Annotated in this window: 24 protein-coding genes, 3 tRNA genes and 1 pseudogene; 8 read left to right on the top strand and 20 right to left on the bottom strand. The window is 38.9% G+C overall.

The features are described from left to right. Nucleotides 1-41 precede the first annotated feature (41 nt). The gene (locus tag F993_RS19040; protein WP_004652019.1) at nucleotides 42-464 is read left to right on the top strand and encodes a hypothetical protein; all 423 of its coding nucleotides are present in this window, start codon (nucleotides 42-44) and stop codon (nucleotides 462-464) included. 61 nt (nucleotides 465-525) lie between these two features. On the opposite strand, the gene F993_RS19045 is transcribed toward F993_RS19040, so the two are convergent. From F993_RS19045 to folD, 3 genes are all read right to left on the bottom strand, one after another. Then, entirely contained in the window at nucleotides 526-810 is a 285-nt protein-coding gene (locus tag F993_RS19045) for a GNAT family N-acetyltransferase (RefSeq protein ID WP_004652018.1), read from the bottom strand. Between the two features lie 142 nt (nucleotides 811-952). Further along, a complete protein-coding gene (locus tag F993_RS19050) occupies nucleotides 953-1,621 on the bottom strand; it encodes a class I SAM-dependent methyltransferase (RefSeq protein WP_004652017.1) in 669 nt (222 codons plus the stop codon). 47 nt (nucleotides 1,622-1,668) lie between these two features. Further along, nucleotides 1,669-2,517 (bottom strand): bifunctional methylenetetrahydrofolate dehydrogenase/methenyltetrahydrofolate cyclohydrolase FolD, encoded by an 849-nt coding sequence (gene folD, locus F993_RS19055; protein ID WP_004652016.1) that lies wholly within the window; start codon nucleotides 2,515-2,517, stop codon nucleotides 1,669-1,671. A gap of 152 nt (nucleotides 2,518-2,669) precedes the next feature. On the opposite strand from folD, the gene F993_RS19060 reads away from it, so the two are divergent. Together F993_RS19060 and F993_RS19065 are read left to right on the top strand one after the other, a co-directional pair. Continuing rightward, nucleotides 2,670-2,743: transfer RNA gene (locus F993_RS19060), tRNA-Cys, on the top strand. 8 nt (nucleotides 2,744-2,751) lie between these two features. Next, nucleotides 2,752-2,837, top strand: a tRNA-Leu gene (locus F993_RS19065). Nucleotides 2,838-2,965: 128 nt separating this feature from the next. On the opposite strand, the gene F993_RS19070 is transcribed toward F993_RS19065, so the two are convergent. Further along, nucleotides 2,966-4,726: an alkaline phosphatase D family protein gene (locus F993_RS19070; protein ID WP_004652015.1), complete on the bottom strand. Its 1,761-nt coding sequence runs from the start codon at nucleotides 4,724-4,726 to the stop codon at nucleotides 2,966-2,968. A gap of 212 nt (nucleotides 4,727-4,938) precedes the next feature. Between F993_RS19070 and F993_RS19075 the strand changes: the two genes are divergently transcribed. Beyond that, nucleotides 4,939-5,024, top strand: a tRNA-Leu gene (locus F993_RS19075). Nucleotides 5,025-5,168: 144 nt separating this feature from the next. Here the strand turns inward: F993_RS19075 and pgaD are convergent. The 7 genes from pgaD to F993_RS19115 form a co-directional block, all read right to left on the bottom strand. Further along, nucleotides 5,169-5,585 (bottom strand): poly-beta-1,6-N-acetyl-D-glucosamine biosynthesis protein PgaD, encoded by a 417-nt coding sequence (gene pgaD / locus F993_RS19080; protein WP_004652014.1) that lies wholly within the window; start codon nucleotides 5,583-5,585, stop codon nucleotides 5,169-5,171. Between the two features lie 33 nt (nucleotides 5,586-5,618). Continuing rightward, the gene (gene pgaC, locus F993_RS19085) at nucleotides 5,619-6,875 is read right to left on the bottom strand and encodes a poly-beta-1,6-N-acetyl-D-glucosamine synthase (protein WP_004652013.1); all 1,257 of its coding nucleotides are present in this window, start codon (nucleotides 6,873-6,875) and stop codon (nucleotides 5,619-5,621) included. 13 nt (nucleotides 6,876-6,888) lie between these two features. After that, a complete protein-coding gene (gene pgaB / locus F993_RS19090; RefSeq protein ID WP_004652012.1) occupies nucleotides 6,889-8,886 on the bottom strand; it encodes a poly-beta-1,6-N-acetyl-D-glucosamine N-deacetylase PgaB in 1,998 nt (665 codons plus the stop codon). 256 nt (nucleotides 8,887-9,142) lie between these two features. After that, entirely contained in the window at nucleotides 9,143-9,544 is a 402-nt protein-coding gene (locus F993_RS19100) for a hypothetical protein (protein WP_004652010.1), read from the bottom strand. A 368-nt stretch (nucleotides 9,545-9,912) separates the two neighbouring features. Then, complete coding sequence (locus tag F993_RS19105; RefSeq protein ID WP_004652009.1) at nucleotides 9,913-10,254, bottom strand: FKBP-type peptidyl-prolyl cis-trans isomerase; 342 nt, start codon at nucleotides 10,252-10,254, stop codon at nucleotides 9,913-9,915. Between the two features lie 30 nt (nucleotides 10,255-10,284). Next, on the bottom strand, nucleotides 10,285-10,815 hold the full coding sequence (locus tag F993_RS19110; protein ID WP_004652008.1) for a YaeQ family protein: 531 nt from the start codon (nucleotides 10,813-10,815) through the stop codon (nucleotides 10,285-10,287). Between the two features lie 54 nt (nucleotides 10,816-10,869). Next, the gene (locus F993_RS19115) at nucleotides 10,870-11,907 is read right to left on the bottom strand and encodes a CobW family GTP-binding protein (protein ID WP_004652006.1); all 1,038 of its coding nucleotides are present in this window, start codon (nucleotides 11,905-11,907) and stop codon (nucleotides 10,870-10,872) included. A gap of 478 nt (nucleotides 11,908-12,385) precedes the next feature. Between F993_RS19115 and F993_RS19120 the strand changes: the two genes are divergently transcribed. Continuing rightward, nucleotides 12,386-12,580 (top strand): hypothetical protein, encoded by a 195-nt coding sequence (locus F993_RS19120; RefSeq protein ID WP_004652005.1) that lies wholly within the window; start codon nucleotides 12,386-12,388, stop codon nucleotides 12,578-12,580. A 133-nt stretch (nucleotides 12,581-12,713) separates the two neighbouring features. Here the strand turns inward: F993_RS19120 and F993_RS19125 are convergent, their stop codons facing one another. The 3 genes from F993_RS19125 to F993_RS19135 form a co-directional block, all read right to left on the bottom strand. Beyond that, the gene (locus tag F993_RS19125; RefSeq protein WP_004652004.1) at nucleotides 12,714-13,232 is read right to left on the bottom strand and encodes an acyl-CoA thioesterase; all 519 of its coding nucleotides are present in this window, start codon (nucleotides 13,230-13,232) and stop codon (nucleotides 12,714-12,716) included. Between the two features lie 228 nt (nucleotides 13,233-13,460). After that, nucleotides 13,461-14,084: a MarC family protein gene (locus F993_RS19130; RefSeq protein WP_004652003.1), complete on the bottom strand. Its 624-nt coding sequence runs from the start codon at nucleotides 14,082-14,084 to the stop codon at nucleotides 13,461-13,463. A gap of 75 nt (nucleotides 14,085-14,159) precedes the next feature. Further along, on the bottom strand, nucleotides 14,160-14,570 hold the full coding sequence (locus F993_RS19135; protein WP_004652002.1) for a J517_1871 family lipoprotein: 411 nt from the start codon (nucleotides 14,568-14,570) through the stop codon (nucleotides 14,160-14,162). 347 nt (nucleotides 14,571-14,917) lie between these two features. On the opposite strand from F993_RS19135, the gene F993_RS19140 reads away from it, so the two are divergent. Then, the gene (locus F993_RS19140; protein ID WP_004652001.1) at nucleotides 14,918-15,253 is read left to right on the top strand and encodes a hypothetical protein; all 336 of its coding nucleotides are present in this window, start codon (nucleotides 14,918-14,920) and stop codon (nucleotides 15,251-15,253) included. Nucleotides 15,254-15,435: 182 nt separating this feature from the next. Here F993_RS19140 and F993_RS19145 read toward each other — a convergent pair whose 3' ends face one another. Beyond that, a complete protein-coding gene (locus F993_RS19145; RefSeq protein WP_004652000.1) occupies nucleotides 15,436-16,323 on the bottom strand; it encodes an ArgP/LysG family DNA-binding transcriptional regulator in 888 nt (295 codons plus the stop codon). A gap of 246 nt (nucleotides 16,324-16,569) precedes the next feature. After that, a complete protein-coding gene (locus F993_RS19150) occupies nucleotides 16,570-17,733 on the bottom strand; it encodes an MFS transporter (protein WP_004651999.1) in 1,164 nt (387 codons plus the stop codon). Between the two features lie 387 nt (nucleotides 17,734-18,120). Here F993_RS19150 and F993_RS19155 point away from each other — a divergent pair, with 387 nt between their 5' ends. Together F993_RS19155 and F993_RS19940 are read left to right on the top strand one after the other, a co-directional pair. Next, nucleotides 18,121-18,717, top strand: coding sequence for a LysE/ArgO family amino acid transporter (locus tag F993_RS19155; RefSeq protein WP_004651998.1), 597 nt, complete (start codon nucleotides 18,121-18,123; stop codon nucleotides 18,715-18,717). A gap of 235 nt (nucleotides 18,718-18,952) precedes the next feature. Next, a pseudogene (locus F993_RS19940) lies at nucleotides 18,953-19,180 on the top strand (tyrosine-type recombinase/integrase); the annotation flags it as partial. A gap of 84 nt (nucleotides 19,181-19,264) precedes the next feature. On the opposite strand, the gene F993_RS19160 reads toward F993_RS19940, so the two are convergent. The 4 genes from F993_RS19160 to F993_RS19175 form a co-directional block, all read right to left on the bottom strand. Then, the gene (locus F993_RS19160; protein WP_157407264.1) at nucleotides 19,265-20,245 is read right to left on the bottom strand and encodes a hypothetical protein; all 981 of its coding nucleotides are present in this window, start codon (nucleotides 20,243-20,245) and stop codon (nucleotides 19,265-19,267) included. 592 nt (nucleotides 20,246-20,837) lie between these two features. Continuing rightward, the gene (locus tag F993_RS19165) at nucleotides 20,838-21,437 is read right to left on the bottom strand and encodes a Cap15 family cyclic dinucleotide receptor domain-containing protein (protein ID WP_004651994.1); all 600 of its coding nucleotides are present in this window, start codon (nucleotides 21,435-21,437) and stop codon (nucleotides 20,838-20,840) included. A 23-nt stretch (nucleotides 21,438-21,460) separates the two neighbouring features. Next, a complete protein-coding gene (locus F993_RS19170) occupies nucleotides 21,461-23,203 on the bottom strand; it encodes a diadenylate cyclase (RefSeq protein ID WP_004651993.1) in 1,743 nt (580 codons plus the stop codon). Nucleotides 23,204-23,226: 23 nt separating this feature from the next. Continuing rightward, nucleotides 23,227-24,105, bottom strand: a complete 879-nt coding sequence (locus F993_RS19175) for a nucleotidyltransferase domain-containing protein (protein WP_004651992.1) — start codon at nucleotides 24,103-24,105, stop codon at nucleotides 23,227-23,229. Nucleotides 24,106-24,128 lie beyond the last annotated feature (23 nt).

Below are 24,128 nucleotides of genomic sequence, written 5' to 3'. Positions count from 1 at the left end.
TTTTATGCGATACTAAAACCAGAAATAACAGGATTATTGATATGAAAAAAACCAATTTATTGTTAATTATGAGCGGTGCTCTTGTTCTTGCAGCCTGTCAAAGTAGTCCACATCAATACAATGGCACAACGGGTTATCAAATTGAAAATAAAACGGCCACTTCTGCGACTGTTGCTTATACGCTCGCTGCACGTAGTAATAGCGACTTAGATGAGAAAAAATTACAACATGCCTGCAAGCAAATTCTAGGTGCGGACAAAACCTATAAACTTGCTGTATTGAGTGTCAATGAGATCGCAAATCCAATCCAACAAGAACAATATGGTGTAAAACTCGGCAATAGCCGTGCAACATTTGGTTTATCCAATTCACCCGATTTAAATAATAGCGAAGGCTATGCCACCCGTCAGGCGCTTGAAGCTCGCCCAAGCACACTCAAAGTGGTTCGTTATACTTGTTCTTAATTTTATGGCTTAGCCAATGAAAATGGATGTATTCCATCATGGGGAATACATCCAACACCGCTTATCCTTTCAAAACGTCATGAATCGAAAGATCCTTATCAAACACCGATTTTGCAAACGGGCACAAAGGAATGACTTTCACCTGACGTTGACGCACAAAGGCAATCAGCTCCTTTAGCAGCTTATGCCCGACACCTTGACCACGAAATTGGTCACTTACATCGGTATGGTCAATAATGAGCATACTGTCCCCCGCCCAGGTATAAGCCATCTCACCAGCGAGTTCCTCGCCTTCGTACAGCTTAAAAGCACCATGTTTGCCATCATCAATCTGCTGGATACTCATACATCTTCCTTTTTAAACATTTTTCTGTATAACAGCCCCAAGGCCATCTGTTTATTTCATCTGAATGTTTTAGCATGCATAGTCAGGAGATTGTGTTGAGATTTGATAATCTCAATACAAAATAGCTTTTCACTAGGGGGTATTATTTGGTTCGATAAAAACTGACGTTTCTAAATTCTTTGCCTTCATCCAGATCTGGCCAAGTGCTTGCGCTACGTTCATCAATTTTTAGATATTGCGGATGGCTAAAGTTTTTGACTCGACTATCCGCGACCCAGACCTCAGGTGCAAATTTTAAAAACTCATCCAGAAAGAAACGATTGGATTGGTCATACAGTACATCTGCCGCCAATAACACATCAACTTGTTCGGACTGGTACAAATCGTCCAGATACTCGAGTTCAACATCATTCAGCAACGCATTTTCACGACATGATGCAAGACTGATGGGATCAATATCACAACAAATCACACGTTTAGCACCTGCCATTTTTGCCGCAATCGCAACCACACCCGAACCAGCACCAAAATCTAAAACAACCTTATCTTTAACATGATGCGGCTCAGCCAATAGCCATTGTGCCATTGCCAGACCAGAAGCCCAACAAAAAATCCAATACGGCGTTTCATTCCAAATCCGTCGAATCACTTCATCGTCTAAACGATCGGTTGGAAATACTGGCGGAATTAGCCAAAGCGAAATTGGTGTTTCAGGTAACTGCTGTGCGAGTAAATCAGTATTTGGAATCACCTGATGCAAGGCCTGCAACAAATGTTCAGGTGCTTTGGTAAATTGAAAAGTGCAACTCATATTTCTTGAATTCTAAAAAACCCCTCTTCGCGAGGGGTTATTAATCGTTACGCTAATGCTTTTTCAGCAGCTTCTACAGTTTGACGAATCAACGTCGTAATCGTCATCGGTCCCACACCACCCGGTACTGGGGTATAAGCTGAAGCAATCTCTTCAATACCGACCAATTGGATATCGCCGACACCACCACCATCACGAGGATGGAAGCCCGCATCAACCACGACCGCACCTTGTTTGATCCAGTCTTTTTGAATCAATTCAGCTTTACCGACTGCACCAACAATAATATCGGCTTGTTTTACCAATTCTGGTAAGTTTTGAGTACGAGAATGGCAAATGGTCACAGTCGCATTGGCTTGTAATAGCATCATCGCCATTGGTTTACCCAAAATAGCAGAACGGCCTACGACAACCGCGTGTTTACCTGCGATTTCAATTTTATTTTCTTGCAAAATGGTCATAATGCCCGCTGGAGTTGCTGAACCATACGCCGCTTCGCCCATAGCCATACGACCAAAACCTAAACACGTCACGCCATCGACATCTTTCGCTAACGAAATCGCATCGAAACACGCTCTTTCATCAATTTGTTCAGGCACTGGATGCTGTAACAAGATGCCATGCACATCAGGATTGGCATTTAATTTTTCAATTTCAGCCAATAATTGTTCAGTTGTAGTTTCTTTTGGAAGTTCAACTTTAAGCGAGTCCATGCCAACCCGGCGGCAAGCATTACCTTTCATACGCACATACGTGGCAGATGCACCATCATCACCAACCAAAATGGTTGCCAAGATTGGGGTACGCCCCGATTTTGCTTTTAATGCTTCTACACGTACCAACAAATCCGTTTCAATTTGTTTTGCTAATGCACGACCGTCTAAAACCAATGCCACAGCGCATCTCCAAAGTGGGTATGAATCAATTGCGTAAATAATACATGATAATTTGAGCAATATTCTTTTAGATGTTGTTTTTATGTGCATATTCGCAATAAACACTATTGTTTTTTTTTAAAAGATTGCTAATATGTGCATCACCAAGAGATGGCGGGGTGGCAGAGTGGTCATGCAGCGGACTGCAACTCCGTGTACGCCGGTTCGATTCCGACCTCCGCCTCCATTGGTAAAGCCCGAGTGGTGAAATCGGTAGACACAGGGGATTTAAAATCCCCCGCCCACAAAGCGTGCCAGTTCGAGTCTGGCCTCGGGCACCATCTTTCAGCGACCGAAATATGGTGCAAATAAAAATCCAGCGCAAGCTGGTTTTTTTATGCCTAAAATTTAAGAATAGACCATAAAAAAAGCCAAGCTCATTGACTTGGCTTCCCCCCACTTTTGAAACTTAAGCCACTTGCTGCCCTGTTTTCACTGGCAATAAGTTTTTATCCAAACTCAATTGATAGCCTCGTGATTGATCAATCACATATTCAGGCTTTTTGATTGAATCCACATAAATCCATTGTGACTGAACTTGTGCAGCATCAAATTGAACAATCAAATAGCCTCTTTGATTTAAATTGCAGTAATTCAACTCATCAATCAAAGTCGTGAATGCAAATTCAAACTGTTGCAACTGTGCCAATGGAATATTTAAATATTTTTCTAAGCCCGGCGAAGACACCGAACTGGTTGCTAACTCTACCCCAACAAATGCACCGTCTTTACTGTATAAATTTGATGACCATGCGTTATGGGTATCCCCTGCTAATACCACCACTTTTTTCTTTAATTGCGCCAAAGCAGCGTACACAATCTCACGCTCAGCAAAATAACCATCCCATGCATCTAAGTTATAAGGTGCAACCGTCAGAACACGTGCTTTTTCTTGTGCTGTTAAAGTCGGATCACCTTTCTGCAGGCGAACTTTTAAAGTCACCAACTCGGTAATTTGTGCATTCATCTTATTTAAAGTATCCGCACTCGGATTCCCTGCGGTAATTTCAGCCAAAGCAAGTAGCAACTCAGCAGGAACCAACATCTTGGTCATCAGAATTTGCTGACCAAGTACATTCCAGTTTGCTGTCGACTGTTGCAGTTTTCCAATCAGCCAATCACGTTGGGTATAACCCATTAGAGTACGTGCTGGATTGGTCAAATCTGCTTGGAATTTTGCAATATCCAAACCATTCGCTGTCATATAATTGGCATAGTCCAACTGTTCATCACGCGCAATAATTCGCGTATCTAACATCGTCAATTGAACTAAATTACCAAAATCGAATTGGCGATAAATCTTGGTGTGTTGATCATCGACAGGACGAATTGGCATCCACTCAAAGTAGGCCTGTAAAGCGGCTAGTTTACGGTCAAGGAATGATCCTTCGTTTGGCTGGTGATTTTCCGCCCCTTCTCGCCATGCATCATTAGCTAATTCATGGTCATCCCAAATCACAATAAATGGATGACGAAGGTGCAAGGCCTGCAAGTCTTTATCTTTACGATAGAGCGCATAACGCTTGCGATAATCATCCAACTTAATAATTTCTTTATTATTGTCTGCGGCAAGCGTACGGCCTAGTTTGGCTGCATCCTCTGCTGCATAGCCATCCGCGCCATATTCATAAATATAATCACCTAAATGGATCACCACATCGACATTTTGCTTGGCCATTTCACGATATACATAGAAATAACCTGCTGGATAATTCGAACATGAACATACTGCAAAACTGACTTTTGTCGCACTGCTTGGCAAAGTCTTGGTTTGGCCCACAGGTGAAACTTTATCTCCGAAGATAAAACGGTAGAAATAGCTTTGATCTGGTTTTAAGCCTGTAGCATCTACCTTCACCGTAAAATCTTGTGAAGCTGTTGTGGTGACTTTATCGGTTTTAATGATTTGTTTGAATTGCTGATCTAACGCAATTTCCCATGTCACTTGCAGACGGGCACTACTCTCGCTTGGCGTCAAGCGCGTCCATAAGATCACGCGATCTTGTAAAGGATCACCACTGGCAACCCCATGTTCAAAACTCACTTGCAATGTTGCTGTTTCTTGATCTGAACTGTCATTACATCCTGTAAACCCTGCAGATAAAGACAACGCCCCGAAACCGAATAGACTTTTTTGAATGAGTTCCCGTCGTGAAATTTTTGCTGTCATTTGGATAGCTACCTTAATTTTATCACTATAAATAAATGACTTAAATTAATTGGCTTAAATGAAGCTTTGATCTCAGTTTGATGAAAGAATCATGAAAGTTATATGACAGTGCTTAATTTTCATCAGATAAGCACATGAATTGATTGAAAAGAAAGCAAATAGCAAGTTTTGCTCTTGCCAAGTTTTAAAGTGTCCTCTATTATTGCGCACATGCCCGAGTGGTGAAATCGGTAGACACAGGGGATTTAAAATCCCCCGCCCACAAAGCGTGCCAGTTCGAGTCTGGCCTCGGGCACCATCTTTCAACTAATGAAAGATAGTGCAAATAAAAATCCAGCGTAAGCTGGTTTTTTTATGTTTAAAATTTAAGACCAGATCATAAAAAATGCCTTAATTTCTTTAATTAAGGCATTCGATATTTTTCGAGTCAGAACAATAGCTATTATTCTACGCGAATAATTTTACCATTCTCATCGTGATGAACGATGCTGACTTTCTGCTGACGTCCAACCTGAATTTCTTGCTCAGCTAATTCAAAATAACGTGCATAATCAGGAAGTGTCTTTTCAACAGCATGCTTTTTATGCACACGTTTTGCAGGTAATAAACCCCATAACAATAGTGCGATCGCACACATAAATAATGCAGTTATGCCATGCTCAATGCCATCACTAAATGCAGTCATCAAACGTTGAGCGATATGGGTCTTTTGTAATTCAACCAACACCCATACCAAAATAAATGGACGCCATAACAGTAACCACCCCGCCCACATCATTGCAGTGGTGGTGGTCGAGAAGTAACGCTTATGCCATGGGAGTTGGCGACGTACATCAATAATCAAGCTGTCTGCTTTCATTGCTTTTTACTCAGCAAAATGAATCTTTTCGATTCAACGAATTCCACGATCTGGGCTAATCCAACGGGCACGTTTCTCATCATTACGCAACAGTACCTTTGGAAAGGCGACGATTGTAGCAGTAATTGTGATCAACCAAAACACAAACGGGTACCAAATCATCCAATAATAATTTTTCCCAAGGTTTGGTTCATAACGACTATCCATCCATTTGCTTAAAGCAAACTGAATTAAACAGGTCGCCCCTAATAAAATTCCACTACCATAAGGTAAAAATGGTGAACTCACGATCGCCAAAGCTGGGATTGCTAAAATAAAATGCAATAACCAGATCACCGCCATAATAAGCATCAAATATGACCAAATGAGTGTCAAACACAGTTCAAACATCAACGGCCATAAAAAATTAAGTTTAGGCTTTAAAAATACGTCAATATTTTTAACCAAAACCTGTGCACCGCCCATGGCCCAACGTAGACGTTGCTTCCACAACCCATTTAAGGTTTCAGGCATCAATATCCAGACCAAGGCATTTGGCTCAAAACGGACATCCCAACCTGCGCGCTGCAACTTCCAAGTGATGTCGATGTCTTCAGTCAACATATTTGGTGACCAATAGTCGACTTGGTGCACGGCGCTTTTACGAAAGGCAGTAATCACCCCCGATACCGTAAATAAACGACCAAAGGTCCGTTGTGCGCGTTTGATCATACCGACGATTGAGGAAAACTCCCCGACCTGAATCCGTCCAAGCAAGGTCGAACGAGTTCGAATACGTGGATTCCCCGTGACGGCAGCCACCGTTGGGTCTTCCAAGAAATGTCGCATCATCCATTTAGCCGCATGTGGATCTAGCAATGCATCCCCATCAATCCCGATCAGGAATTCTGCATCTGTCATCAAGCTTCCCGCTTGCAGACCCATCGCCTTACCTTGGTTTTGTGCCAGATGTACCACACGTAATTTTTCATACTGCGTGGCCAATCGATCTAACACCTCACCTGTATTGTCAGAACTACCATCATTAATCGCGATCACTTCAAAATTGGGATAATCTAATTTCAGTGCATGGCTAATGGTTTCTTCAGCATTGTCCCCTTCATTAAAACAAGGAACCAATACCGCGACTTTGGGATATTCGGGCAAAGCTGCAGGTTGCTGATAAGGAGGGTCTTGGCGCTCTCTCCAGTAGAAAATGATTGCCCCGACCATCCACAAATACGACATAAATAATGGATAGTAAAAAACAAACTTAATGGCGTATGACCACAATAAAGCAATCCAACTCATCTACATTACTCGACTATGGTATTAATTGAGATGATTTTAGACCAAAAGCCTTACGCATTGTTTCGACCTCTGGATGACCTTTGATCGGATCATCTGGATAATAGGCCACGTGCATTGCACCTTGCTCGTATAAGGACTTAATCGTTGCTGCCATTTCTTCAGAGGGTACTTTTTGGTCATTGCGCCAATTCACCGCCTGTAATTCCATCACGGTCTTTTTAATGCCGTTTGGATACTGCTTCACGCGATTCATAATGTCTGAATAAAATTTTGCAGGATTGTCCGATTGCTCCATATAAGGCATCGCCATAATCGCAGTAAAATCATAACGATTTAGTGATTGCTCTAAAGATTGTGCATACCAGTTTTCCGCATAAGCATTTAAAGCCACCTGTGCATATAAATTACGGGCAGTCACCAAAAACGGCTGATACTGACGTACCTCTCCTGCCAACTCCATTGCAAAATCATCTAAATAATTGGTTTTATATGCTGTCCATTTTTGCAAATCTGCATCGTTGTCACGGATTTTGGCCAGATCTGTTGGTAAGCCTTGTTTTGCATACGCAGCCAACGCATCAGGACTGGCATCTTCATAGTCGGACAAGGTCACATCATCATGGAACAACAAGCCATCAAACGGCGTTGATTTAGCCAAATCCTGATAAATTTCCTTAATGGTCTGACGCGCTTCTGGCGAGAATGGACTGAGACGGATATAGCCCATATTTAAATGCTCACCCGCTTTGGCTTGCTGGGTTTCCACTAAATCTTTTGACACAGGATCAGACTTAGGCAGTTCCCAAGCCAAAAGTGGCATCCAGGCATATAGACGCTGTACAGGTGTACGGGTTTGAATTTGCCAAGCCACACGATTAAACAAATCTGCACGCATCGGAATATGGCGATTTGGGAAATACACCATATCCGCAGAACCGTTGGCATCTGGATCAGAAAACGCTTGTAAATAGACTGTGTTCACGCCCATGCCATTAATACGATCAATCAAATGATCAAGATTACGTTCTTGCTGCTTCTCATCTGGATCATAAATATAGTCTAAATCGACATGCATAATTTTTTGTGGTCGATTATTGTCATTTAGATTCAGTTCGCGGTTCTTGATCTCTTGCGCCAAGGCCGTGGTTGACATATTGCCCTGAATCAGAATACGACTCATGTTTTGTAACGATTGCTTAGCGTGGTCTGCTCCATCATCCAAAGTAATGGTAATCGGCATCCCCAACTGTTTGGAGGTTTGTACCAATTGCATATTATAGCGACCATATGGCCAGACCATCACACGAGGTGAACGTAAACCATGTGATTTTAAGAGGTCATTGTTCTTTTTTAAATCTTGATAAACACGGGCTTGATAAGCAGCATCACTTTCATAACTTTTAGTTTTAGGGTCATAAATACGCGTAATCGCAGCAGGTTCAGAGTTTCCTTGTGGATTACCATTAACACCTTGATGTAAATGGTAACTGTGGCTGGCGATTTCGACCAGACCACTGCTCTGCATTTCCTTAAGCTCATCCCAACTCAGGATTTTATTACGCTCAATCAGCTCACCACCAAAGTCAACTTTCTGATCCGCTTTAGGCTCTAACCAAGAACCCACGACAGCTAAAACCACTGGAACCTTTTTCGCACGAATAATCGGATAGGCATTTTGATAGAAGGATTGATAGCCATCATCAACAGTAAGCAACACAGGCTTAGTCGGCAGTTTATATTTACCTTGATGTGCCTTAATCAGTTGATCAACATTAATAAAGTGATAGCCATTCTTTTTTAGCCAATCAATATGTTCACCGAACTGCTTTGCTGTCACGGCATAACTTGGAATCAAGGCATCTTTGCGTTCTGTGATTTCGTGATACCCAATGACCGTCAATGTGGTTGCATCAATTTTTGGATTTGCCGCAAACGTTGTGGTGCTGGCAACCACCCCAAACACAAGACCTAAAACAGTTTTTAAAGTTGGGGACACTAAACGTGTTGTCATAGAGATATCGTCTCAAGATTAGAAATTCGCTGATCGCAGATCATGCCTGCATCATCTTACAATTTTATGGACAGATAAGATGTTTTTGAATGGTCAGCTGGAAGTACGGATTGTATTTATAATTTTAAAAGCTGAAAATAAACTTAAATGTATTTTTTATGAAATCAATCACATTTTAATTGAATATTTTTTGGTAAGCACACTCACCCCTATTCCAAGATTTGAATTAGGGGCATTTGAACATCACGGCATGATATTAATACTGAATTAATTGAAAGTTGGGATCATCTGCAAGCTGCTGTAAATAGTGACGCTCTTTTTGATAAAAATATTTATTCAGACGGTTCACCCACTCACCTCGACGAAAGGTCTGGATTTTTTTATGCACCCCGTCATAGTCCAATAACACCACATTACTATCATTTTCGCCCACGGCCAAACGCGTGATTTTATAGTCATGTGGCGCATATTGATGCGAAGGCTGTAAGGATCTCAAGATTTCAACCTTATAGTCGCCATCCATCCAGTAGTGTTTATCTGTCAATGCTTTTTCATTGACCCAAAAACCAGTCTGGGCGCCATCATGGGTATCAATCAGAAAAAAATGATCTAACTCTCTTAATAGTTCAGATGCAGTGATATCCAAATAATCATTCATAACAACCTCTACTCACTCAAATTCTTATCATTACTTTTTGCGGCATTTTTTATCATCGATAGACTATAACTGACTTACCCCCATCAATGTATAGTCGTCTGAAGTACAATATTTCACACCCTGAGCGTACAGATTTATGCTTTAACAATAAGGGCCATAGAAAAATTGCTCTTTTAACTCAAAGATATACAGGACTGTATACAGAATCAATATATTTTTCTTGGGCTGTAATAAAATTCAGATAAAAGAAATGTTTTTAAAATCAAAACCTTATTATACAATTATTAATATTATTTTATCTTTATGATTTTAAAGCGATTTAGTCTAAAAATAAACCAAATCGCTTCAATTTACTCAATCCAAACTGGTTATTCGTCGCGTGTTTTCACATCGAATAGTTCAATTTCGAAAGTCAGATTGGCATTGGCAGGAATAATCTTACCCATTTTACGTGAGCCATAGGCCAAATGTGCAGGCACAATCAGCTTACGCTTTCCACCCACACGCATCCCCATAATACCCTGATCCCAGCCTTTAATCACACGGCCTGTACCAATCACGGTTTCAAAGTAGTTGCCACGATCTAAAGACGAGTCAAACTTGGTTCCATCTTCCAACCAACCGGTATAGTGAGTCGTGATCAAAGCACCACGAACCGCTTCTTTGCCTTCACCTACTTTCAAGTCAATGATTTCTAATTCTGCGCTCATTTCTATCTCTCCACATCACTCAGACTAAAATTATTGCAATTGCTGCCACTGAATGTCGACTTGACCTTGCTCACTTAACAAAGTCCATTCGCCATCCATAATATTCAACTGCAATTGCATGGTACGTTCGCATAAGCCCTCAAGTGCCTGCGTAGTTTGTGGAGCCAATTGCCACACTTGCACATTGCTCAAGGTTTTAATCTTGGTATTCTTCTGCCACCAATCATCTGACTGAGAACCATAGGTCACCACTGCAACCTGTTTGCAACGCGCACTGGCTTTTTTCACTTTATCTTCAGATGGGCAACCGACTTCAAGCCACTTTTCCAATAATCCAGTCAGATCTTTTTGCCATAATGCAGGTTCATCGGTTTCAAATAAGTCTTTGGTGAACTCTAAACGTTCATCGGCAAAACGTGCATAAGCCAGAATACGCACCATTAAACGTTCAATGGTTTCAGAAGGATGCTGAGCAAGTGTGAGCTGATAATCTGCATAGATATGCTCATCCATATTGGCGATATTCAGATCTGCCTTATATATTGTTGCTTTTAGCGCCATAAACGATACTCTTAAATTCAGTGTTCTCAAATTTGGCGCTAAGCATACTCTATTTTACTGAGAAGCATGTGCGATTTGATTATGTTGATCATCAATCGGATCGATACGGCACTGCAATAATTGTGTTTCAAAAGCCAACCAGTCACGTGTTGACTGACAAATGACTTCAATGCGATTATCGACGCTCTCCTCGGCCGACTTATAATTAAACTGCTGCGGATTAAAATTAAAACTTTTCCAACCTTGCTCAGTGTTAAATATGCCTTTAATTCGTACCCAATCCTGTTGTGCACATAACAGATCCAACAGATCATAGAAATTAAACTGCCAGCGTTTAGGAAATTTCCAACCTGCGACCGTATAGCCCTGAGCCGTTTCAACATAATGATATGGAAGCTGCTTTATTTCTGGCAGTTGTTCAGTCGCTCCCTGCACTTGTTGCAACTTTAATAAAGGTTGAATTTGACGTTGTAGCGGCTGCTGCGCAATATCAATTTGCTGAATCTGCACCTGCCCATGTTCGGCTTCTATCCAAAACTGAACATAGGTTTCATACTCTTGTTTTAAATCGCCATACGCTTGATGATGTGCTGCGGTCATACAATCGGTATGCGACAACACCACGATTTGTGCAGCTTTTAATTGGTCACTATATAAGTTCTGTTTGACCCAATTCCGATCATGTAGGCGACTGCCATCCACAACAATCACCAAAGCCCGCATGTCTAAGCTACTTTGCCAATGGGGTTCAGTCAGTTGTTCCAATAATTGTGCAGGATGTCCTAAACCTGTTGGTTCGATAAATAAACGATCAGGTTTGCTTTCACTCAGCAGGCGAGAAAGTGCAATCTGCATAGGTAATTGACTGCTACAACACAAACAGCCCCCTAGCAGTTCTTTGACCGCATAACCTTGCTGATGGGTAATCAGTTGCTGGTCAACACCAATTTGTCCAAATTCATTCATCAGAACTGCCCAGACTTCATGCTCAGGCTTTTGACTCAATAAATGCTGTAATAACGTGGTCTTACCTGCACCTAAAAAGCCAGAAATAATATGAGTAGGGACTGTTTTCGGAGCAATAAGCTTCACGATAGACTCGCATTAAAAATTTATTTCATTCTAAAGAGAAAAATCGATGAAATAAAATAAAGAATAACCTCACTGACAATTAGACCAAAACCCCATCAAGTAAAAATAAAGTGATATACATCACAAACTAAATCTAAAAATCTTATTTAAATATTCAATATAAATGTTTTATTCAATTAAGCATTTTTTAGAAAAGCAAACTTAATGTTTAAAACACGTAAAATTAGCGATTATTTTTTAATCACAAAAACATATTTCCATACATTTTCATCCTTAATTTCTCCATGCTATTTTACACAGCACCTACAAAACAGGATGCAATATTTCATATTGTTAAGATAGACGTAATAGATTGTTAAGAATATTGCCGCAAATTGGATTGGCACATAGCATGGACCTCATGCCGAAATTGAGAGATTTGGATAAACTGAATCTTCCTATTGCGGTTGTTATTTTAAATGAAATAAGGATGCCAAACATGAAACTTATCAAAACTGTTCTTGCGACTACACTTACTCTTGCAGCTGCATCTACATTTGCAGCGCCAGTAGAACAACAAACTGAAGAAAAAGTTGTTGTTTCAACTCAAGAACAACCTGAAACTCAAGGTCAAGCTGCAACTGATGCAACAGCAACTGAAGCGCCTGCATCTACACCAGCACCAACAAACTAATTAGATCTCAAGGTTCCTCCAGTTCCTTAGACTCACATTTGTAATGACTTAACCCTTACTTCATTACCAATGTAAAAAAAAGATCGAACCATGCTGCGGTTCGATCTTTTTTAATGGCTCGTACACCAGGAACTTAACACTGCGTCTTCTTGAACACACTGCATGAAGGTTGATGAACCTCTTGCAAACGTGTTGCCTTACGTTGCTCAGCAGCTTCGAAACGGCAACGCTTCCATTCCGTATCTAAATTTAATTGCGGGACTTCTTTTGGCTTACGCTGCTCATCCACCGCTACCATGGTGAAATAACAAGTATTGGTATGGCGAATGGTTCTATTCTGGATATGTTGTGCTTCTACGCGAATACCGATTTCCATCGAGGTACGACCGACATGATTGACACTGGCAAGAAACGTTACCAGCTCACCCACATAAATCGGTTCTTTAAAATTGACACGATCAACGGACAAAGTCACCACATAGCTACCTGAATATCGGCTAGCGCAGGCATAGGCCACTTGATCGAGTAATTTGAGAATTGTTCCGCCATGAACATTACCTGAAAAGTTTGCCATATCAGGTGTCATCAAAACCGTCATTGTCAACTCTGACTGGTCATCAGGTGCTTGGTTTGCTTGATCTAATTGGTACATGGGAAGAGCTCATTGAGAATGCAACATTGTTATTATCGTTCATTCATGCGTGTAAAAATATGCGCAAAACCATAAAACATCATCAATTATTTTTATAACCTTTCTACCATTCAATTCAAAATAATGACAATGAAGCTGTCTTATCCAACTATTCTCCTCAAACGAGAGCATCATAAATACAATAAAAACAGCTTCAATTTCTGTGAATTAACTCAAGCTAAGACGCGATTAAGTCAGATTGGCAGAACGAATCAAGCCCACCACACCATTAACAATCATATCTACAGCAATCGTACCAATCAGCAAAGCAGATAAGCGCCCGACAATATCAAAATAGCGATCAATATATTTTGCATGCTTATAACGTAAGTGATCATGGCCAAACTTCATTAAAATTAAAATACTACAGGTCAAAATCAAAGTGAGGGCAATCACGGCCATCGCCCCTGTAAAAGGGACACTGACGCCAGTCACCACGGCGGCACTGATGGTCCCAGGACCAATCATAAATGGCATGGCAATCGTACCAGCTAAATGTTCAGGTGCGCCGCGCATCTCGCCAATGGTTTCAGCCCCTTGGAACACATAGCGATAACCAATCACCAAGAAAATTAGACCACCAAAAATTTGAAAAGACTCAAAACGAACATTCAAATAGCGGCTAAAAATATTTTCCCCACCCCACGCAAATAGGACAAACACCCCAAAGGCAATTAAACTACCTTGGATCAGCGCTTTGCTAAAAATTTTGGCATCGGTATTCCGAATCATCCCCACCATATAAACACTCATCAGGAAGGGATTAAGCAATGAGAAAAACAATGCAAATGCATGAATATAAGGAGAAAACATAATACTCTCTTTTCATCTGCGGAAAAAATTATCTGCCTGCTTACTCAGGCAAAGCTATGAAACCCAAATACAGGCTTAATGAAGTGCCTGTTTACAGGCTGCTGTCGCGTTCAGTAACTGATCATCTTTATTCAGATCCAATGTTGCCCCAACACCCAATAAACTCATGTGAATTTTGGCATTACGATCGTTTAATGCATTAACCTTAAACTTTATCCCTTTATCGCTATACAGTACCTGGTCAACCAATTTGACCTGATAGGACATACGCTCCTTACCATCATCAATGCATAGCCCACCATGGCCTTGACGATTCAAATTTAACACGGCAGTGGAAGGCCCAACTTTCCCCGTCCAATTTCCAGCAAATGGAATCTGGGTCGTGGTAAGCTGGTTAAATTGAGCAGGCGACATGGTTGAAATCGAGGTACAGCCCGCCAAAGCAAATGCAAAAATAACACCCAATAAAAGGTTTTTCACAACCATCACCTAAAACGATAAAAATCAAATAATTCTTAACATTTTCACATATCAGCACTTTTTTTAATTTGTACTCCATGTATATGACAAGTATCGGAAATGTAAAAATAGTTTAAATAAATCCCAATCCAAGATTTATATTCAATTTCTTTTTTTAAATTAATTCTCATCAAGACAACTACAATTTAATATTTTCATTAACATACAACTCTCAACATGTGATATTTTTAAGAAAACGGAATGTCAATCTTTGGATAAAAGGTATACACCAATAAAATTAAAATAAATAAAAAATTAAGGCTTGATTTTCAGCTCGATCATCTGTAGATTTTCTTTTTGAGCGAGTAATTCAAATGACTTTCCAATCTATATTTGAAACTTTCCAGACTCTTCCGAATGGAACGGATGCCTACAAACAATTAAAAAATCAATGTGAACAAGCGATTGTTGCTGCAGAGCAGCCGCTAGAACACGCTGCTTTATTGCTTATTTATGGTTTTGCAAAAAACTATGTCTTACTTTATGAAGATCAACCTGTTACACCAGAATTTTCCAATAAAGTAAAAGCTCAGCTTTTAGCTTATATGAATGAGCTCAACCAAGCTCTAACGACGCAAGATGCAACACGAATATTAACGGCTCTCAACAATGTCTCTACGCAATATATCGAGAGCTCTAGAATCTTTTAATGATTGAAGTGAAATAAAATACCTGAGTTCAGACCACATTTAAATCAGGCTTCTACAGCAGTACTTATACAGCACGATTATAAGCACACGATTTAGAAGCCTTATTGCAGCTTTAATTTAAAATATAGCCCTCACAAAATTGACGTGATAATTCAATCGCGTCAATGTATAAATACGCCTATTCAAGCCAAAATGTGTCGAGCATGTCTTATGATATGTTCAGTTAGAAGTTGTAGAGGTTTCGACTGCTGATTCCAATGGTGCCAATACAATGCAATATCTATTTTCGCATCGGCCAACAATTCAACCAAACTCTCTTGTTTATTTTCAGTATCCAATTGCAGCTCAGGTACCATGCCATAGCCCAGCCCCAATTTAATTGCAGTCACAAACGACTCTGATGATGGAATTAAGTGACAAGGATATGTTCCTTTCATCAGTCCATAGTTTCTTTCCAGCAGATCAAAATGCATCCGGTCTTTGTCATTAAAGATAATCGCAGGTGCATTACGCAGTGTTTCACGATGAATCCCTTCCGCAAACCATTTCTTTTTAAATTGCTCAGTTGCCATCATTCGATAACGCATGAGTCCTAAATATTCAGCATGACAGCCGCGCATCGGTTGATCTTCAATCGAGATACAAGCACTGACTGTGCCCTTTTCTAATAATGAATAGGTATGTGACTGGTCATCAGTTCTCAGCTCAATCACGATCTTTTCTTTGAGTAACACCTCCTTTAATGCAGGAAGCAGCCATGTAGCCAAGGAATCCTCATTAGAACCAATCACGGTTTTAAAAAAGTGTGACTCTCCACCACCTTTCAAGCCATGCAACAGATTTTGCTCTAACCGCCTTATATGCTGTAAATGCTCAAACATTTGCTGACCTGCTTGCGTCAAAACACAAGGACGACCACGAATCAACAGTAATTGACCCAATTCCTTTTCCAGTGCCTGCACTCTTAAAGTCACAGCTGAAGCAGTAATACAAAGCTTCAATCCTGCTTGGTCAAAGCTTCCATTTTCTGCCACTGCAAAAAAAGCTTCACATTGTTTATTGTCCAGCATAAAAACCTTAAAAAATTTTAGGGAAATTAGAACAACCTTAATCTTACTGACTTTTAGAAATAAAAAAAGATGAGCGTAGCGCGTAAATTGTCTATCTGAAAAACCTTCTATTGTTCTAGGAAATAGATCTACGCACTTTCAAGGAGGATTCTGATTTGTCTTGGCATAACTGGACTTTCCAAGGTCGTTGTTAATTTATCCTTGATCGTGACCAACGCAAAATGCCTTTGTCCTGATTGAGGTAGATCAAGCAAGTCTGTTTCTCAAATAAATAATGCTGAGTAAGGCAAATGCCAAGCCAATAAAGGATGGCGCATAACCAAAAGGCGTTGCTAACAAGCCAACGATGACCGCACCTGCTACTGCACCGCCATAATTAAAAATATTAACACGAGCAATAATTTCATCTCGCCGACTTTCATCTAAACGACCTACAGCAGAATAGGTCAGTGGAACCAATGCACCTACAGCAACACCAGCCAATGCAAAACCTAAAATAACGGTCATTAATGAATGACTTATTCCAGACAATACACATCCGAATGCTCCAACCAGCAGCGTAACCAAAGCAACCCACGTTGCTGTTTTAAATTGTAGTAAATAATCAAGACTTAAGCGTGTGAGTAAAATTCCAATTTGATAGGCTGCATAGCCTAAAGGAGCAATCGTTGCAGTACTTGCTAGAACATCTTTGAGATAAATTGAACTCCATGTACTGATTGCAGAGTCGACAGTAAACACGATCAGAATAATCAGCCCAAAAATAAGAAGTTGTTGATATGGAATTGCCGGTTTCTGTTGTGGATGTAATTCTGAGCATTGTTTTTGCTGAAATAAGCAGTGTCTAGCAAGTTGCGAGGTGAGCAATGCAATCAGCACCGCAATGCATAATGCAGTCGTTGCTCCAAATACAGTTGAAACAGTGGCCGACATCATTAATGCACCTAAAAATGCAGCCGCAGTGTAGCAAGCAAAAAAACCACCAAATACACTTTTACCCAGCCGTTGTTCCATCATAACTGCTTGCATATTCAGTGCTGCATCTAAGCAGCCCAACCCAAGTCCATAAAGCAAAAAACTCACAATCATGAGGATCACATTTGCACTAAATGCAGCCATTGCGATTCCGATGGCTTCAAAAATAAAACCGGTTACAACAGCAAGTCGTGAGCCAAGTTTAACCGCAATACGATCAGCTAAAATTGAACCGAGCGCCGCTGCAATGCATACCCCCAGAATAATCAGCGATAACTGATCATCAGAAAGCCTGAATCGGCCTTTTATTGTGGGCAGTGCGGTCATCACGGTCGCGTAACCCAGACCTTGTGTCGCAAAACCGAGCGCAATCACTTTCCGTGTTTTACTGAGCATCAGATTATTTTCAGTATGAATATTATGATTGAGGTCCATGCCTGACTCACTTAGTTATTTTTCAAATATTTGCTTGGATATTGCCTCGAACACGTCCTGTGTCGATTATTGTTTAATTTTTATTGAAAACAGCGCTAAAAATAAGGGTAATAATTGAAAAACAAAGGGGGGAAATTCGGACAACAATATTTCAACGAGCATTGCTGCACCCCTAAAAACTTAAAAAAATTTATCTAAACCAAAACAATCTTAATTTTACTGACTTTTATAAATAAAAAAAGATAATAGCAAACAGTAAATTTCCAATGGAAAAAGCATCTAACACTTGATCTCAGCGTTAGACGGACTGTCTTTGCCTATGCATCTGTAAGTTCTTTTCCATTCAAAGCCAGTACAGACCACCCTATATGATTGAGGAACCAAAATATGACTGCATTTTTCTATGGGCTTGGTATTGGCTTTTCTTTAATTTTAGCCATTGGCGCGCAGAATGCCTTTGTTTTAAAACAAGGCCTAAAGCAGCAGCATGTGTTTTGGGTCTGTTTGATCTGTGCACTTTCAGATTCTATCCTGATTTATTTAGGGGTCATGGGCTTTTCCAAAATCGTGATCGACTTCCCCTTGATCGTTAGCATTGCCAAATACTTTGGTGCTGCTTTTTTATTTTTATATGGACTTAGAAACTTCTACTCAGCCATAAATAATAACTCTGCACTCAACCCCAGTGAAATTGAAAAAGACTCTTTGCTTAAAATCATTGGAATGTGTTTGGCCTTCACCTGGCTGAATCCACATGTCTATTTAGACACCGTAATTCTGGTTGGTTCGATTTCAGTTCAGTTTGCAGATCATCTGTACTGGTTTGCGGCTGGAACCATATTTTCCTCATGGATCTTCTTTTTCGCTTTAGGCTATGGCGCAAGAGTCTTATTGCCTTGGTTTAAAAAGGCCAGTTCGTGGAGAATTCTAGATGTTGTTGTTGGACTGATGATGTGGGCAATTGCAACTAAGTTGTTAATCTAAAATACAGAGAAATAAAAAAGCCCTTATTTTCATAAGGGCTTTTTCGTATTTGGCGGAAGCGGTGACTGTCAAATTAAAAACACAAGTTATTGATTTATAATAATAAAATATTTTAAATTTAATTTTTTACTACTATTTTTACTACAAAAAATTTAACTAAATATTTTTTCACTTCAGTTATTCAATACTACTTTTACTCATTGACTTGGTAAGTGTACATTAAAAATCGTCACAAAACTCCTTATGCTATGATCCTAAACAAAACCGCATAATTACAACTCACGGCTTTCGGTCTACTTTCCATGACTAATCAGCAGATAAAACCGATTACCCTCGTGAAGTGTGTGAACATGTATTAGCACATAAGCTACCTGATGAAGTCGAAGCTGCTTATTTACGTGGAGCTTATCTTGAGAAACGTAAAAGCCAAATGAATGATTGCGCTAACTTTTGTACTCTTTAGCTCATATGCTAGGTACTTATTTCTATCAAACACATAAAGTGTGACTTCTCACATATTGGAGAAAAATCACTCAATATCATCCATTTAAACAGAACCCAAATCTCTGCTAAAAACTTTCGTATACTCCAAAAGATCTATTTCTGAATTAAATTTCTTTAATTCAGGTTCTATCTCTCTTAATTTCCATAAAAATGAATGGGATATATTTGCTTCCACATCTTTAGAGCCCATTATGTCATATTCATTTGGGTCGCTAATTTCCAGATGAAAGGATACTGAACTAATATTTTTCTTCTTTTTCATCATTGTCAGAAGATTTCGAAACTCGCCCCAAGCTTTCTTATCAACCTCTTGAACTTTGGAATTGAAATAATAAATTAGTGCTTTTTCAATAACTAAACCTTCCTTGTCTAAAGGGATATCATAAATCATTGAGTTAGTTGATATTATATCGATGTTGCTCTCTTCAATTTTAGTAAATGATCCAACTTTGAATGTATTAACTGTTAAAAAAATATCATTTTCTGATGTAGGTACTTTATAAAGTATCTCTGTCAAGCCTCTATGTTTCAAGCCCAATGCCCGCTCTACAGGGTCTTCAGTTATACCAACATAATGTACTTCACTTGCGATCCCTAAATTGATCACATATTCTCTTAGAAAATAATGTATGGGATAAGCTAAAGATTCAAAAACTTCACTGTGAAAATAAATAAACTTTTCATCTACAGTTATGTTAGTTGGAATTTCCTTTGGGAAATAAATTTCAATTTTCGTTTTATCTTTATTTCCTATTAATAAATAAATAGTCAACTTTCGTCTATCGAAGAATGAAAATTTAGGTTGCTTTTTTACATCGAAACGAACTTTCTTTCGTGAAGTGACAAAATAGATAAATCTTTTTTCATTACTTGACTCAACATACACTTTGAAATTATTCAACATTTCTTTAAGTTCATTTTTAGCTCCATCAAATGGTGGATCAATAATCAAGTCGTACCAAAGAAAGTATGATGAATCTATTGTAATGTGCCAACTTTTCTCAGCATTATTATACTCAGGCATTTCCTGTATCGAATTATAGAGGCCTCTTTTCATATACTTTCTACTAAAAATTATACTAATCAATTAAAACTATAAAGTTAAGTCAATATAGTCAACTAGAGTACACCATGAAATGACGCATAAAAGACTAACTAGTTATAATCGACTTTTTATGCTTAATTATTTACAGTAAATTTCACTACCTACTCTGACAGAAAAACAACTGATCAGTACTGATATAGGTTGAGGTGAATCGAACAAGCCATTCAGAACTGTTCCTTGCACTACACCTACGATACCGCTTAGGCTATATTGATCCAAAACAGAATCGTATGGTTACAACACATAGTTTCCATTCCAGACCCTATGACTAGTCAGCCGATAAGATGGATTACCCATGTAGGCTGTGTAAGCATATACTTGCACATAGATTGTATGATTAAGTGGAAGCTGCTTAATTACGGGGAATTTTTCTTGAAAAACATAAAGCATTAACACTAGACTCAATATTGATTAAAATACCTTTTCAGAATCAACAATTTTGTACGCTCTATATAGATTCAAGTCTGAACTAATACTGTGCAAATTAAGTAATTGTAACTTTCAAACTGAATCATTCGCTTATTTTTTCTAAACTTATGATACCAAAAGTCCTTCTACCTGAACTATTAAAATAAGAAGCTTTTCCGTACTTTAATTCTTTATCAAACTCAATTTCACAGTATCCTTTGTGAGAATTCAACACATGTGATTGTTCTAATTCAGGATCACTTTTGTAACTATAACTAAGTAACCAACCACCTGTCGGTCCATATCTACGTGAAAGCGTTGCAGTATAACTTTGACTTTGGCTCATTTCAGTTTTTAAATGTATTAAAATACATTTCCATGTTTGCTCAATTCCAATTATCCCTTCCCACTCAAACGTAATAGCTCCTTCATCATTCAAAGTTTGACCTGTTACTTTCCACTTCCCACTGATATTTGGGATCTCAAAAAATGGAAATTTCCATATCCATTTATTAAACAACCAATGAAGTGCTAAATACACTAAACCAGTTGTAATAGTCGCTTTTGTAAAAGCGTCTAGACCAGTCAAATTACTTGCCATAGCTAAAATTTGAGCAACTCCACCAGCTACAGCTATCGCAGCAAACCCAAGCCATCTTCCAATTGATGCTCTATCATGCCCAAATACCGCATAATCATGCATAAAGTTCTCCAAATATTAGAAGTTTAATCAATTAGATAACTTTCATTAAAATCAGGATGCACCTCAAATTTATCTGTTCCAAAATATATGCGACCTACTTCTTGCGGACTATTATCTAAACGATCAATCGTAGAATTAAGTTGCTCACATTGTTCAGCATTAATATAGAACCTATGCTTATCAAGCCAATTCTTAGAATCATGAAAATTTTCAATGGTTGATGCAATAAATGTTTTGACATATCGCTCAAGTAAAGAACGACTTACTAAACGACGAATTTCAGGAATAATATCAATAGTTTTATCATCTGATGCAACTATTGCAAGAGCACATCTACCTTCAGAGTATACATAACGAACTCCTGAATTATATCTTGCCCCCCTAGAGGGTGTACATTTGTCATTAACTTCACCATCCAAAATAACCCCAAACGCATGGCAAACACCATAAGGATCAAGCAAAATTGTGCCATCAATACTACTAATACTTTCAAGCAATGTTTCTGTTAAACGAGTTGCCACAATTGAAGTACCCTGTTTACTTAGCCTTTTCGCTTCAATAGCTGCATCTTCTGTGACAACAATCATGCTACCATATCCTTGTTTTATCTGGACTTGTAATAGATTCCACAAATGCAAACTATCCTCAACTGAAGATAGAGGAAATAAGCGAATATAATTCGCCATAAATGATTGTTGATCAAAATACTCTTGCGGAAGTTTAGGCACTCCATATTTACTGCGAAGAAGCACTTGTTCGCCACAACATAACTCCCAATAGTAATGGTCAAGAAAATTAATAGTAAAAGCATCTTGTTCACTTGGATCATGAGTTGTTTTCAAATCTCCTAATCCATAAATATGCTGCCAATCTGCAATTATTGCGGATCCTGATGCGGCCATTTGTAAAATCTTACGAACCCAACGTGGTTCACGAAGTGATACTGGTTGGATAAACTGAATCAAGTAGTCAATGGCTTCATTCTCAGGATGAATCAGAATCAAGCGCCCTATTCCTTTCATCTGCTCGTACATAAGGGAAGAAACAAGATTCAATTGTTCAAAAAGACCATCTTCATAATATCGCTCATCAATTGATAATCCTGGTGTACGTAAAAAATCTTTTGCTGCAATACGTATTATTTCCTCAGGAATCCGCATAGCTTTATATATAAAACGCCCAGGTTCAGGACTTTGAAGTTCTTCAGATATTTCATTAAGGACAGTAAATATTGCTGCATGTATGAAACTACGATACCCAAAGCCTTGTTGACGATTTCCTTTAGGTTTATTTGCTAATGCGGGAAATTTTAGGAAAGTACTCTTGGGGATTTGGATTACTGGGGTAATATAATATCCACCTAAACGTTGAGCTACACCACAAAAAGAAATTACACCATTAGCTTCATCATAGTCTTTAAGCGCATCCTCAACAGCTCTACGAGTTGAATCCTGTCGCATCCATTTTGGCTTATCTCTATTACTTGCTTCATCACCATAAGCAATGTTTTGTAAGTGATGAGTATTATAAATAGTCTCAATTGAATCTAATAATCCACTAAAAATTGAAAGAGACCACTTCCCATCTTCTGGCTCAATACATACCTCATTTTTATTTTCATTTTCTGGAGCTCTAGCGCCTACGAGAAAAACTTCAGCATTTCCTTCTGCTCCTAATTCTTTTAGTACGTCACGAATAAGACGCTGACACGATATTCTAAAACTTACCTGATAACCCCACATAAAAAGATATATACCTCTAGACATTCAAACTCACCTAAATTATTCATTTATTTAAACCCACAATAATTCCAAGCTGCAAGGGCAAATGCTCTTCCATCCTGACGGGTCCATTTTTGTTGTGAATGAAATAAATAAAAACATTCATTTACTTCGACCCAACGTTCCAGACTAGGCTCTACTCCATCCAATGAGTGATAAATATATATAATAATTTCTCTTAACATCTGTGCCCATGTAATTCTGGTAAAAATGTAGTCTGGACAGTTATAAGCTAAACACTCAATGAAATAGGATGGAAGTTCTTTACACTTCCCCTCAGTTGCCATTGCATTTTCAATACGTTTTAAAATTCTTACACTTTTTTTATAGTTATAATTTGTCCTATTATTCTTATCCTTACCATTTTTAATTTGTTGTAATGGATAATTAACTATACCTTTACCATCGGTCTTAAAAATTTTTGTACCATCTCTATAATTATTTTTCATGTAATAGCGATAACTAAAACATGGAACCACATCAGCGTTAACACGGGCACTATTTGAATTTATTTGTATAGCCGTTACTCCCGATATATCCAGCTGATCTGGAAACTTCTTTTTCATTGCTAAGATTAACTCTGCTCTTAATTTTGCAGGTGTCCATATCCCATGATAGAGATTTCCTGATGTTTGATGATTACCTTTTTCAGATTCGTCCCAATACAAAGCCTCCGTACACTCCACAGCAATATCGACATCGCTATCTGAACGTACATTGGTATTATTTGCATAAGACCCTTTTGCATAAACTTTCAATGAGCAATTTTGAAAAGCTTCATGAGCATCAATTGCCTGACGAATCATACGTTCAGCTCTTTCCTGCTTTTCTATTTCGGTATCGCTAGATGGCAGAGTCCAGTTTGATAAAGTGATTTCAGAAACCATATTCCTCTATATCTCCTTACGTT

Origin of the sequence: Acinetobacter proteolyticus, from assembly GCF_000367945.1 — a bacterium.
GTDB lineage: Bacteria > Pseudomonadota > Gammaproteobacteria > Pseudomonadales > Moraxellaceae > Acinetobacter > Acinetobacter proteolyticus.
The sequence above is the reverse complement of the archived record's forward strand: the minus strand, read 5'-3'. Positions and strand labels throughout refer to the sequence as shown.

Excerpts from the sequence above, each read along its gene's own strand:
- F993_RS19040 (WP_004652019.1), top strand. The coding sequence starts at position 42 with ATGAAAAAAACCAATTTATTGTTAATTATGAGCGGTGCTCTTGTTCTT.
- F993_RS19045 (WP_004652018.1), bottom strand. The coding sequence starts at position 810 with ATGAGTATCCAGCAGATTGATGATGGCAAACATGGTGCTTTTAAGCTG.
- F993_RS19050 (WP_004652017.1), bottom strand. The coding sequence starts at position 1,621 with ATGAGTTGCACTTTTCAATTTACCAAAGCACCTGAACATTTGTTGCAG.
- F993_RS19070 (WP_004652015.1), bottom strand. The coding sequence starts at position 4,726 with ATGACAGCAAAAATTTCACGACGGGAACTCATTCAAAAAAGTCTATTC.
- pgaD (WP_004652014.1), bottom strand. The coding sequence starts at position 5,585 with ATGAAAGCAGACAGCTTGATTATTGATGTACGTCGCCAACTCCCATGG.
- pgaC (WP_004652013.1), bottom strand. The coding sequence starts at position 6,875 with ATGAGTTGGATTGCTTTATTGTGGTCATACGCCATTAAGTTTGTTTTT.
- pgaB (WP_004652012.1), bottom strand. The coding sequence starts at position 8,886 with ATGACAACACGTTTAGTGTCCCCAACTTTAAAAACTGTTTTAGGTCTT.
- F993_RS19100 (WP_004652010.1), bottom strand. The coding sequence starts at position 9,544 with ATGAATGATTATTTGGATATCACTGCATCTGAACTATTAAGAGAGTTA.
- F993_RS19105 (WP_004652009.1), bottom strand. The coding sequence starts at position 10,254 with ATGAGCGCAGAATTAGAAATCATTGACTTGAAAGTAGGTGAAGGCAAA.
- F993_RS19110 (WP_004652008.1), bottom strand. The coding sequence starts at position 10,815 with ATGGCGCTAAAAGCAACAATATATAAGGCAGATCTGAATATCGCCAAT.
- F993_RS19120 (WP_004652005.1), top strand. The coding sequence starts at position 12,386 with ATGAAACTTATCAAAACTGTTCTTGCGACTACACTTACTCTTGCAGCT.
- F993_RS19125 (WP_004652004.1), bottom strand. The coding sequence starts at position 13,232 with ATGTACCAATTAGATCAAGCAAACCAAGCACCTGATGACCAGTCAGAG.
- F993_RS19130 (WP_004652003.1), bottom strand. The coding sequence starts at position 14,084 with ATGTTTTCTCCTTATATTCATGCATTTGCATTGTTTTTCTCATTGCTT.
- F993_RS19135 (WP_004652002.1), bottom strand. The coding sequence starts at position 14,570 with ATGGTTGTGAAAAACCTTTTATTGGGTGTTATTTTTGCATTTGCTTTG.
- F993_RS19140 (WP_004652001.1), top strand. The coding sequence starts at position 14,918 with ATGACTTTCCAATCTATATTTGAAACTTTCCAGACTCTTCCGAATGGA.
- F993_RS19145 (WP_004652000.1), bottom strand. The coding sequence starts at position 16,323 with ATGCTGGACAATAAACAATGTGAAGCTTTTTTTGCAGTGGCAGAAAAT.
- F993_RS19150 (WP_004651999.1), bottom strand. The coding sequence starts at position 17,733 with ATGGACCTCAATCATAATATTCATACTGAAAATAATCTGATGCTCAGT.
- F993_RS19155 (WP_004651998.1), top strand. The coding sequence starts at position 18,121 with ATGACTGCATTTTTCTATGGGCTTGGTATTGGCTTTTCTTTAATTTTA.
- F993_RS19160 (WP_157407264.1), bottom strand. The coding sequence starts at position 20,245 with ATGCCTGAGTATAATAATGCTGAGAAAAGTTGGCACATTACAATAGAT.
- F993_RS19165 (WP_004651994.1), bottom strand. The coding sequence starts at position 21,437 with ATGCATGATTATGCGGTATTTGGGCATGATAGAGCATCAATTGGAAGA.
- F993_RS19170 (WP_004651993.1), bottom strand. The coding sequence starts at position 23,203 with ATGTCTAGAGGTATATATCTTTTTATGTGGGGTTATCAGGTAAGTTTT.
- F993_RS19175 (WP_004651992.1), bottom strand. The coding sequence starts at position 24,105 with ATGGTTTCTGAAATCACTTTATCAAACTGGACTCTGCCATCTAGCGAT.